Source organism: Ignatzschineria sp. 22MB058224, assembly GCF_058188435.1.
Genome location: NZ_CP187366.1, coordinates 1,715,542 through 1,727,755 on the forward strand (window position 1 = coordinate 1,715,542; position 12,214 = coordinate 1,727,755).

General features: G+C 39.6%; 10 protein-coding genes. 4 read left to right on the plus strand and 6 right to left on the minus strand.

The features are described from left to right. Window positions 1–134 precede the first annotated feature (134 nt). From mrcB to ACPF7B_RS07510, 4 genes are all read left to right on the plus strand, one after another. Window positions 135–2,486, plus strand: coding sequence for a penicillin-binding protein 1B (gene mrcB / locus ACPF7B_RS07495; protein WP_490505194.1), 2,352 nt, complete (start codon window positions 135–137; stop codon window positions 2,484–2,486). A 106-nt stretch (window positions 2,487–2,592) separates the two neighbouring features. Further along, on the plus strand, window positions 2,593–3,300 hold the full coding sequence (locus ACPF7B_RS07500) for a tetratricopeptide repeat protein (RefSeq protein ID WP_490505195.1): 708 nt from the start codon (window positions 2,593–2,595) through the stop codon (window positions 3,298–3,300). Between the two features lie 181 nt (window positions 3,301–3,481). Next, window positions 3,482–6,427 (plus strand): Rne/Rng family ribonuclease, encoded by a 2,946-nt coding sequence (locus ACPF7B_RS07505; RefSeq protein ID WP_490505196.1) that lies wholly within the window; start codon window positions 3,482–3,484, stop codon window positions 6,425–6,427. Between the two features lie 168 nt (window positions 6,428–6,595). Beyond that, a complete protein-coding gene (locus tag ACPF7B_RS07510) occupies window positions 6,596–7,177 on the plus strand; it encodes a peroxiredoxin (RefSeq protein ID WP_490505197.1) in 582 nt (193 codons plus the stop codon). Between the two features lie 93 nt (window positions 7,178–7,270). Here ACPF7B_RS07510 and ACPF7B_RS07515 read toward each other — a convergent pair whose 3' ends face one another. From ACPF7B_RS07515 to minC, 6 genes are all read right to left on the minus strand, one after another. Then, window positions 7,271–8,227 (minus strand): tyrosine recombinase XerC, encoded by a 957-nt coding sequence (locus ACPF7B_RS07515; protein ID WP_490505198.1) that lies wholly within the window; start codon window positions 8,225–8,227, stop codon window positions 7,271–7,273. Window positions 8,228–8,237: 10 nt separating this feature from the next. Next, a complete protein-coding gene (locus tag ACPF7B_RS07520) occupies window positions 8,238–9,641 on the minus strand; it encodes an aspartate ammonia-lyase (protein WP_490505199.1) in 1,404 nt (467 codons plus the stop codon). A gap of 22 nt (window positions 9,642–9,663) precedes the next feature. Next, window positions 9,664–10,032, minus strand: a complete 369-nt coding sequence (locus tag ACPF7B_RS07525; protein WP_490505200.1) for an RNA-binding S4 domain-containing protein — start codon at window positions 10,030–10,032, stop codon at window positions 9,664–9,666. A 143-nt stretch (window positions 10,033–10,175) separates the two neighbouring features. Beyond that, on the minus strand, window positions 10,176–10,460 hold the full coding sequence (gene minE, locus ACPF7B_RS07530) for a cell division topological specificity factor MinE (protein WP_490505201.1): 285 nt from the start codon (window positions 10,458–10,460) through the stop codon (window positions 10,176–10,178). A 2-nt stretch (window positions 10,461–10,462) separates the two neighbouring features. After that, window positions 10,463–11,272 (minus strand): septum site-determining protein MinD, encoded by an 810-nt coding sequence (gene minD, locus ACPF7B_RS07535; protein ID WP_490505202.1) that lies wholly within the window; start codon window positions 11,270–11,272, stop codon window positions 10,463–10,465. 178 nt (window positions 11,273–11,450) lie between these two features. Continuing rightward, a complete protein-coding gene (gene minC / locus ACPF7B_RS07540) occupies window positions 11,451–12,209 on the minus strand; it encodes a septum site-determining protein MinC (protein WP_490505203.1) in 759 nt (252 codons plus the stop codon). Window positions 12,210–12,214 lie beyond the last annotated feature (5 nt).

The following is a 12,214-nucleotide window of genomic DNA, read 5'->3' on the forward strand; positions in this document are numbered from 1 at the left end:
ATCTTATATAATACCTCAATTAAAGGAAATAAATTCAGCAGTAAGCCATTAAAATATAATACAAAAAGCTATAAAACACCGAAATTCACTATTTTTGTAGCAACTTAACATAAAAATCGGTATAAACTACCCGTATGAAAGAAAAAAAGAAACATCTCACCTTCGGTGAACGAGCCAATCGCGCAGTTGCCTATCTCATGCGTCTTGTTATCTCGATAATAATAATTGCGGCATTAGTTACATTGCCAATCTTTGGATACTTCCTCGTTAAAGCGGATCAAGAAGTAACGCCACAATTTACCAATCGCCAATGGTCATTGCCTGCTCGCGTCTACGCTCGCCCTCTAGAGTTGTTTGCAGGACAACATCTTAAACCTAAAGATATGGTGCAAGAACTTGATTGGATTCTCTATCGCCCGGCGAAAAATCTTTCGCAACCGGGAACATACTTTTTCGATGAAGCTAAAAACAGCATCTCAGTTCATACTCGGCCATTTACTTACAGTGACGGTACAGAAAATTCGCATGTTATTGAAACATTTTTTAAGAAAAATGAGATCGATAAGATTATTAACGTCAAAACAGGCGAAGAAATTTCCATCACACGAATTGAACCACTACTTATTGCATCGATCTACCCTACACATAATGAAGATCGTATTTTATTGAAGCGAGAAGAAATTCCCCCGATGCTAATTGATACACTTTTAGCAATGGAAGATCGTTCTTATTACCAACATTTTGGTATCAATCCGAAAGGAATTTTACGTGCGGTAATTACAAACTTTAAAGCCGGTCGTAATGTTCAAGGTGGATCAACCTTAACGCAGCAGTTAATTAAAAACTACTTCCTCACCAATGAAAAAACACTTGAGCGTAAAATTCAGGAAATGTTTTACGCTATCGTGCTGGATTGGCGTTTTGATAAAGATGATATTTTAGAAGCCTACATTAATGAGATCTATCTTTCGCAAGATGGGGATCGTGCAATCCATGGTTTTGGTTTAGCCAGTGAGTTTTTCTTTGGTAAACCTGTCAATGAACTATCGATTGGTGAAATTGCTACCTTAGTAGCGGTTATCCCAAGTCCAAGTGCTTACAACCCTCGTCGGCACCCTGATGTAGCTATTAAACGCCGAAACTTAATTATTGATGTATTAGTAGATCAAAATCTCCTAAGTGCAGAGGATGCGGCAATTGTGAAGGCAGAACCGCTTAAAATTTTACAAAATCCACCGCCAGCAAATACCAAATTCCCAGCATTCATTGAGCTTGTATATAAACAACTTCAAGCACAGTATAGCGCTGATCAGCTCCGTTCTGGTGGACTAAGAATCTTCACAACGCTAGATCCCATCGCTCAAGATTATGCAGAGAAATCAATTACAGAGACCTTGAGTAAAATTGAGAAAGATCGCGGTCTTTCTAAAAATGTTTTACAAGGCGCAATTGTCATTGCAAAAAATAATACTGGCGAAATTTCAGCAATTGTTGGCGACCGTAACGTTCGTCAGGCAGGATTTAATCGAGCCTTAAATACTAATCGTCCTATTGGTTCGTTAGTCAAACCCTTTGTTTATCTGCGTGCACTCGAAGAACCAAGTCGTTATTCTCTCGCAACACCTCTCGATGACTCAACACCTGTGAGTCTACCAATCGCAGGAACGTTATGGGAACCGAATAATTATGATCGTCGATTACATGGTTGGATACCACTCATTACAGCATTGGCAAAATCATATAATTTGCCTGTCATTCGAGTAGGGATGGATATTGGACTTGAAAATGTAATTGATACTCTCTATCGCGTAGGTGTTAGCCCCATTAAATATAATCTAATGCCAGTTCCTGCTTCCCTGCTAGGTTCGGTAGATCTCCCCCCCATTGAGGTGGCACAGATGTACTCAACATTAGCAAACTCTGGTTACTTCACTCCACTAAGAGCTATTCGCGAAGTAACCGATAGTAAAAGCAATCTACTTGCTCAAGCAGAAGTCGATCCAATTCAAGCGGTTGATCCCGCTCCAAATTATCTCATCACTTACGGCATGATGAATGTCGCAAATGAAGGAACTGCTGGTTCTATCCATCATAGCGTTGGAAACTTACGCATGGCTGCTAAAACCGGCACAACAAATGATTACCGTGATAGCTGGTTCGCTGGCTTTACAGGTAACTATACTGCTGTCACATGGGTGGGGCGAGATGATAACAAGCCTATACACCGTTTGACAGGTACCGCGGGAGCATTACCCTTGTGGGCTAATGCAATGAAAAACCTCTACCTAGAAAATATTTCTTTAGAGAAGCCGCAAAATATTGTCGACGTATCTGTAGATCTCTCGACGGGCTTATTACCGCCGACTAATCCATGTCCGGATACCAAAATACGGACACTTCCCTTTATCTCTGGATATCAACCGACTTATACCAGCGAGTGTTACTATTTACCAACACCCGAGTCCGGTGGATTTATTTTTGATTAACGGGAGCAAATTGCAGGCTGTTTTCAATAGACAATCTGTGATAAATTAGAGCACTACATATACATAAACTACCATTATGTAACAGAATTTATTTAAGGATATTTTCGTGAAAAGAAATACCATTTTTTTAATTAGTCTTTTAGTCTTAACAGCATGTTCTGCCACAACACCACAAGGTGCGCGTGTTCGACCTGTTGATGGACAGCCTTATCAACCCGCATTCTCAAATGATGGTGCAGCAACTGCATATGCACTTCAGGACTCGCCGGTACAAGCACCCCAAAGTAATGAAGTGGGTTTCTTAGGCATGCAAAATCAAAACCAAACAGGCACTCCAGTAGCTAATAATACTGGGTCTCCAGTATTCCCCGAACCTACTGTGGGTAATTGGCCACAAGCGAATCAAAATTTCCCACAAACTGCACCTCAAGTGACGCCAAATACTCAAGCGACACAAGGTTATAATGCACCCGCAGTAGCGGCGGCAGTTCCGACTACGCCGGCGACACCTGTTGCTGCACCAGCACCAACAGGTAAAAATGCGGTACAACTATTGATAGATGATGCCAATAAGGCGGTACGCGAAAACCGCCTTGATAAAGCTGCAAGCTCACTTGAACGAGCTGTTCGTTTAGAACCTCGTAATGCGAGTATTTGGTATGATCTTGCACAAATTCGTTTACATCAGAAAAATTACGCTGCCGCAGAGCAAATGGCCAATAAATCAATTAGCTTTACGAAAAACGAAGATCTCATTCAACGTAATCGACAAATTATCGCAGCGGCACAAAGTGCACGATCAGCGGGAAACTAGATCGCTATGATAATTTAATCATTCAACATTAAAAATGTAAGCACGATCTAGCCCACTGGACAATGTCTCTTGGGCTAGGTTTGTATAATAAATAAAATAATAATTTTGAGAAATAGAGATCTGCCGTTTAAATCTACCTTTGTAGTTTTTGTGCAATCGCTATTTTTCTATTGGAGAAACAATGAAACGGATGCTAATTAATGCAACTCAACAAGAAGAGATGCGAGTTGCGCTTGTCGATGGACAACATCTTTTTGACTTAGATATTGAAAATATTGAAACTAAACAGAAAAAAGCCAATATCTATAAAGGGAAAATTACCCGAATCGAACCATCTTTAGAAGCTTGCTTTGTGGACTACGGTTCAGAACGCCATGGTTTCCTTCCTTTTAAAGAGATCTCAAGAGATTACTTTAAGACACCAAATGATCACTCTTTAGCGATTAAAGATCAACTTGAAGAAGGTTTAGAGTTAATTATTCAAGTTGAACGTGAAGAGCGTGGCAACAAAGGTGCAGCATTAACCACTTTTATCTCACTTGCAGGCCGTTATTTAGTGTTAATGCCTAATAACCCCAAGGCAGGTGGTGTTTCTCGCCGTATCTCTGGAAAACAGCGTGCAGAAATCCGTGAAGCAATGGATGGGTTAGTAATTCCTGAAGAGATGGGGTTAATCGTTCGTACTGCAGGAATGGGTAGATCCACAGAAGAATTACAATGGGATCTTGATTACCTTATTATGCTGTGGGAAGCAATTGTAGATGCAGGAAAACGCCCTGCTCCGCTGCTTATTTTCCAAGAAAGTAATATTATTATTCGCGCACTTCGTGATTACTATCGCAGCGATATTGGCGAAATTCTTATCGATGATGAAGAGGTGTTTAAAGAAGCAGAGGTCTTTATCAATAACATCATGCCACAAATTGGTGACAAGATTAAACTCTATGATGACAATGTCCCACTTTTTACACGATTCCAAGTAGAGTCCCAAATTCAGACAGCCTATGAGCGCAATGTTCGACTCCCTTCTGGTGGAGCACTAGTTTTTGACCATACTGAAGCACTTGTATCGATTGATATTAACTCTGGTCGCTCGACAAAAGGTGCAGATATTGAAGATACCGCACTTAATACTAACCTAGAAGCAGCGGAAGAGATCGCACGCCAACTAAAACTCCGTGATCTTGGAGGCCTAATAGTCATCGATTTTATCGATATGCTCGATAGCAAACATCAACGCCAAGTTGAAAGTGTACTGCATGATGCATTGGCATCGGATAGAGCGCGTATTCAAGTCGGACAAATTTCGCGTTTTGGTCTTCTTGAAATGTCTCGCCAACGACTTCGTCCATCACTCGATGAGACCTCTCATATTGTATGCCCTCGCTGTGAAGGTCAAGGTACTATTCGTGATACACGTTCATTAGCACTAGGTATTCTGCGCCTTATCGAAGAAGAATCCCTCAAAGAAAAAACTTCTGAGCTTGTCATTCAAGTACCAATCAATGTTGCTGTATATCTCTTAAATGAAAAACGTTCTGACGTTGAAGAAATAGAGAAACGCCTGAATGTTCGCGTGATTATTATTCCTGATGAACATTTAGAGACTCCTCACTTCAAAATTACCCGTTATCGAGTTTCAGATGACGAGATTGGAAGTGAAAGCGAGCAACATATTATTAAGGAAGAAATTACACTCGAAGATATGCGCGCAGAGGCTGTAATTGAAAATAAAAAACTGATCGAAAAGCCTGCAGTTTCAGGAATTTCACCAATTGCTCCACCACCAAAAATTACAGAGAAGCTCACAGGAAAAGTAGCGCAAGTTGGTTTATTAACAACGATTATGACGTTCCTAAAAGGTCTATTTAAACCCGACACTGAAGAACTGAAGAATGATAGTAACAAGGGTAAAAAAGGCCAACGTAATAACAACAATCGTAATACTCGCCCCAAAAATAGTAATCGCCAGCGTAATAATACGCAGCGCCAACGCAATCAACGCCATAACCATCCTAGTCGTAATACTGTGGAAACGGTAGAGCGTGATATTGATACCAACGCTGAGTTTAACCAACAAACTACTGCACAAGAGGATAGCAATCAAAATTCTCGAAACAGTCGCAAAAACCAACGTGATAACGATAAAACTCAAGAAAATAATCGCAACAACAATCAAACTCAACGTCGCAATCGAAACAACAACCATCACGATGAGAGCAAGCACAATACAAAAGCTGAAAAAACAGCAGAGACGGATGTTGTTAAAACACAAGAGAACTCTCTCGAGGTAAAAGAGAATAATAAGGAAGATCGTACACCGCGCCAACGCAATCGCCGTAACAATCAGAATAAAAAACAGCAAAACAACAAAGAGCAAATATCTATTGAAACAAATGCTCAAGGAGAAGAGCTGATTGATGTTCAAGTTGGAGAGGAAGTTCGTAAACGCGCAATCCGTAAAGGTCGCCCTCGTATTGCGAAAGTAGATACTGTAAAAGAAGATGCCATCAAAAGTGATAATGTTCAAGATGAAACAAGTACACCAGATAAGCAAGTGATCGCAAGTGAGCCAATAACCTCTCACTCTTCCAAAGAGGCTTCAGTAATGCCATTACAGAAAACCGGTGAAGCTGCGGCAATTGTTATTACAGAATCTGCTATTACTGAATCGACAACAAAAAGCTCGATCAAACCCAATACTTCTACAAAAGCAATTGCAAATAAAGAAGGATTGCAGGCTCCTACTGGTGATATCGTAAAAGAGAAAGGGATAACCGATGAGAAGAAACAAAGAGCCGATAATTTTTCACCCTCTCCATCTTCGCCCAAAAAAGACGCTGAAGAAAAAAATCAATCGCTAGCTAAAAATATGGATAAAGCAAATATTCCCGAGAAAAAAACGGAAACAACTCAAAATGATAAAAAATCATCAGATAGCAGCGAAATACAGTCTCGAATTCCGTCATCTATCTTACCAGCAGATCCAGTGTCTGAAAAAGAAGCTCCTACAATAGTGGTAGAAACTGACGTAGAAAATTCGGACGAATTAGTAGATCACCCAAAAGAAGCGATCCCCACACCGAAAACAGAAGAGACCATCAAGGTAAGTGATAAAGAGGATTAATAGGAACTTCTATTTCTTATTAAAAATTTATATAAGATCCTTTCGATAATTCAATAGGGCTTTCCATTGAATTATCGATTATAAGACCCTATTATAGTTAATGTCAGGAGAGCAAATTTAACTTATTGCTCTCAACCGATTTCTAATCACTTAACAAAGGAGTTTTCAATGACTTTTGAAACAGACTTTACATACCGTATCCCTAAAACTGTAGGTGACACTTTAGACCCATTTGAAGTTGTTGCAGCAAAACCAGGCTTTAACAACCCTGAAGAGAATGGCGTTTCTGCATTTGAAACAATTACAGAAAAATCATTCCCAGGCAAATGGAAAGTTATCTACTTCTATCCGAAAGACTTTACGTTTGTTTGCCCAACAGAAATCGTTGAGTTTGACAAAATCGCTAAAGAATTTGAAGATCGTGATGCTGTTCTTATGGGCGGATCAACAGATAACGAATTCTGTAAATTAGCTTGGAGACGTGACCATCCAGATTTGGATAAATTAGGTCATTACTCATTTGCTGATCCAGCAGGCGAATTAGTAGACATGCTTGGTGTTCGTGATGAAAACTCTGGCGTTTGCTTACGCGCAACATTCATCGTTGATCCACATAACGTAATTCAACACGTTTCGGTAAACCCAGACAGCGTTGGTCGTAATGTTCCTGAAGTTTTACGTATCCTTGATGCGTTACAAACTGATGAACTTTGCCCATGTAACCGTCCTATCGGCGGTGATACTCTCTAATTTTAGAGAAGTAATTTAGACTTTAATAAAAAAGCTCATGACTTCGGTCATGAGCTTTTTTTTTAAGCCGGATTTAATTGGTCTTTATCGCCCTTATTTTTCTTTCTTTTTACGCCGTGCTCGCGGATGAGCACCATCAAATACTTTTGCTAAATGATCAAAGTTAAGATGTGTATAGACCTGCGTAGTAGAAATATCAGCATGCCCCAATAACTCCTGTACAAGACGAATATCCTGACTAGATTCTAAAACATGCGTCGCCATCGAATGGCGCAAAAGGTGTGGGTGAAGATTAATATTAACGCCACTTTTTTCTGCATAAGCCTTCACACGCCGACTAATTTGCCGCTCAGAAAGTCGCGTCCCTTGTTTAGAAAGAAAAAGAGCATTTTCAGCATCACGAACATCTTTACGCCAAACGGCTCGAGTTACCAACCAATTTTCGAGAGCTTCGATTGCTTTTGATCCCACCGGAACGATCCGATCTTTTCCCCCCTTACCATCGACAACTCTGACGATTTGTTCATTTATTTGTAAATGCGATAAGTTTAAGGCGGCGACTTCTGCTAGTCGTAATCCACTCGAATAGAGCAGCTCTAAAATTGCTAAATCACGTATTTCAACTTCATTCTCTGGTATTCTATTGAGTATTCTCCCTAACAACTCTGCATCTACAACCTTTGGAAGCCTTTGAGCTCTTTTCGGCGAAGAGACGAGACGTGCATAATTTGAAGGAATTTGATCTCGTTCAACTAAAAACTGAAAAAAAATACGAATCGATGCAAGCTGGGTTTCTAAACTACTACTTCGTAGTTTCCGTTTCGCACCTTCTACTGCTTTTTGTGCCCGTGTAATAATATAACGTCGAAGAACCTGGTCATCACATAAATCCCACTCTTGAATCTCTTCTTCTATCAAAAACTGAATCAATTGCGTTAACGCATAATATTTTGCACGTACACTATGTTCACGATAAGTTCGTTGATACTCTTTTAAAAATAGATTCGCCTCTGTAATCAGAGGCGAATCTAGCGTAATAATATTTGTCATTTATAGATGCTTATTGCAAACCTAAAGTTCTACGAAGATTGTCAATAGAAAACATTTTGTCAAATTCATCCGCTTCCATCAAGCCACGCTCTAGAACAACATCACGTACACTCTTGCCAGTTTTAGCACAAATACGACCTACAATATCTCCTTCGCTATGCCCGATGATAGGATTAAGATAAGTGATAATACCAATCGAATTTAAAATGTAGTTCAAACAATACGATTCATTAGCGGTAATACCGATAATACAACGATCTTGTAATGAACGACATGCGTTTTTAAGTAACATCATCGACTCAAGCGTTGATTGCGCAATTACCGGCTCCATTGCATTCAACTGCAATTGCCCGGCTTCTGCTGCGGTTAAGACGGCTGTATCATTTCCAAAGACTTTAAAGCAAGCATTATTCACAGCTTCTGGTAACACAGGGTTAATTTTTGCCGGCATAATTGAACTTCCCGCTTGAAGCTCTGGCAAATTAATCTCTTTAAGACCAGCTCTAGGGCCTGAAGATAAGAGGCGCAAATCATTTGCCATCTTCGACATTTTTACAGCAAAACCTTTAATTGCCGAATGGAAATAAACAAAATCTGATAAATCAGAAGTTGCGGCGATAAGATCATCTGCTGGTGCAAATGGGTATCCAGTAATCTCTGCAAGATATTTTGTTGCAAGCTTCGAATAGCCCTGCGGTGTATTAATACCTGTTCCAATAGCTGTTCCGCCTAGATTTACTGATAATAATGATTGACGCGCAGTTTTAAGAAACTCGATGCCTTTTTGAATCTGATAAGCAAATGCACCAAATTCCATTCCTAGCGTCATAGGTACCGCATCCTGCAACTGTGTACGCCCCATTTTCATCACATCAATAAATTCAGCCTCTTTCTTTTTTAAGCCGTCATAAAGATAGGTTGCAGCTTCAATTAATTGATCTGATACTTTGTAGAATGCGACACGCATTCCGGTTGGATAGGCATCATTCGTCGATTGTGATTCATTGACATGATCATTAGGATTAATTATGTCATAACGACCTTTTTCGTAGCCCAAGCTCTCTAATGCAAGATTCGCAACAACTTCATTCATATTCATATTCATCGATGTTCCTGCACCACCTTGGAAAGCATCGATTGGGAAATGTTCATAATATGTTGTATCTTTCATCAAAAGATCACATGCAGCAACAATCGCGTTTCCAACTTTAGGGTCAATCGTTCCTAAATCCATGTTCGCTTTTGCAGCGGCCTTTTTGACAGCGGCTAAACCAAAAATAAACTCTGGATTATCGCGATTTTTCTGGGTTGAAATGGTGAAGTTCTCAATTGCTCGTTGGGTATGAATTCCATAATATGCATCATTTGGTACGGATAATTCCCCTAATAAATCAACCTCTGACCGGTAACCCATTTTTTACTCTCCATCTGTATTATTAAAATATTTTTCCATGTTTGACATCACGTAGACGTCGTTTATCGCGACTCGTCATTGTTTCAGAGGTTGGTTGTGGGGATAACTTGCGCAATTCGCGTTCATGTTCACGCCTTGCGATACTCTCATCAGTTTCGCAATACATCGTCGTCGCCACAGAAGCAGGTCCTCGTTGCTCGATGAGCAGACACACTTCAACTTCGTAAATCACTTGTTGCTTACGAATCGTTATTTTATCGCCAATTGAGATATTTCTTGCCGGTTTTGCTTCAACACCGTTGACTTTAATGCGACCTTTGTTAATTTCATCCGTCGCTAGACGCCGAGTCTTGTAAAATCGAGCTGCCCATAACCACTTATCTAAACGCATAAGCCTCATCACTCTATTTCGTTATATTAGATCAAAAAAAAAATTGCAAGTTTTTTTCCATAAAAAAGCCGTACTTAAATACGGCTCTTTAAAAGTTTCCTAGTTTTAATTTTATTTCTAAAACAAAGGATTAATCATAATTTTTATGATTCTTTCTGTTCATCATCTGAGAGCACGATGTTTAATTCTAAAACATCACAATCACCATCCCTGTCCATGGAGATATTAATTTGCCGCGATTCTACTGGAAGATAACGACGCACAACTTCTAAAATATCCTTTTGAAGATCTTGCATAAAAACAGGATCACGCTCTTTACCACCATCAAGATTTTTAGCTCGCTCATGTGCGACAATAATTTGTAGACGCTCTTTAGCAATCGATGCTGTATTCGTTTTCCGGCGTTTACCAAATAATAGACTAAGCATGATTAACCTCCAAATAGACGTCCAAAAAATCCTTTCTTAGGTGCATCAATGAAACGATGCGGAATATCTTTGCCTAAAAAACGATCAACAATATCGTTAAACGCCTGCCCTGCATCAGACTCTTCATTCATAATAACCGGCTCGCCAGAGTTTGAGCATTGAAGAACCGCTTGTGATTCTGGTACAACCCCTAATAATGGGATACCCAATATATCGAGAATATCATTAACAGACAACATATCACCATTTTCTGCTCGTGCAGGGTTATAGCGATTGATCACTAAGTGTTGGCCAATCTCTTTACCTTCTTCTGCTCGTTTTGTTTTACTCGCTAATAAACCAAGAATACGATCTGAGTCACGTACAGATGAAACCTCAGGATTTGTCGTAATAATAGCATCATCAGCGAAATACATTGCTAGCTGCGCACCCTTTTCAATTCCCGCGGGTGAATCACATAAAATGAACTCAAAGCCCATTTTATCAAGCTCTTGCATAACTCGCTCAACCCCCTCTTTAGTTAGAGCATCTTTATCGCGAGTTTGCGAAGCTGGTAGAATAAAGAGATTATCAAGACGACGATCTTTAATTAATGTTTGCGCGAGCGTTGCTTCTTCATTTACAACATTTACAAAATCATAAACAACACGACGCTCACACCCCATAATAAGATCTAAATTACGCAAGCCTACATCAAAATCGATGACTGCTGTTTTATGTCCGCTTTTTGCGAGCCCCGCTGCGATGCTCGCGCTAGTCGTTGTCTTTCCGACCCCACCTTTTCCAGATGTTACAACAATGATTCTTGCCACTCGTTGCTCCCAAAATTTCTATATTGTCTATTAATCCATTTTAAAATATAAATACATTAAATTTCAAAAGATATTCTAGATAATATTCTTTCGTTATTATATCTATATTTAGACAGCATACTTCATGCCGCGCTATTCGTTTTGATGCAAATCAATCAATAAGTTGAGTGATTTTACCTTATTTTATAAACGGCTCAATCTTTAATTCTTCACCTAGCAGATATATCTGTACACTCTTTCCCCAGAACTCTTCTGGAATGTCTTCTTGCATCTTATAAAACCCTGCAATCGAGATGAGTTCGGCTTCTAAAGATTGACAAAAAATACGTACGTTTTTATTTCCATGAATTCCCGCCAACGCTCTACCTCGCAGAACACCATAAACATGGATATTTCCATCTACTAACAGTTCAGATCCCTCATTCACAGAGTTTACAACGATGAGATCGCCTTTTGGTACTGATAATTGTTGTCCTGAGCGTACTTGCTGAACATGGACAGTCGTTTCGGTAGATAAACTGGCTTCAGTCACAGATGAAGATACACTCGACTCATTGGGAGATACTGTTGTTGAAGCTTCAGAAGCTTGAACGTTTTGAGTCTGCTCCCTAGCTTTAGCTTTTCCACCATTATCAGAGAGTATCGCCCACCCTGCTAGTGCCGCCTTTTCTCTAAGCGAATCATTTGCATTACGAATCCCCACAGGAATCAAATGACGAACAGTTAACAAATTTTTAAGCCAATTAAGATCAATACTATTTCCAATATCAATTGCAGAAAGATCCACAACGATTGGAATTCCTTTAAAAATTTGTGGCGATCGCTCTATCTGCCCAGAAAGCTCATCTTCAAGTGCTTTTAAGTCGATACTATTTAAATAGAGAACCATCATTGTCGATAGTTCTCCCTTTATCTGAAATATTTTATTCTGTGCCATAGAGA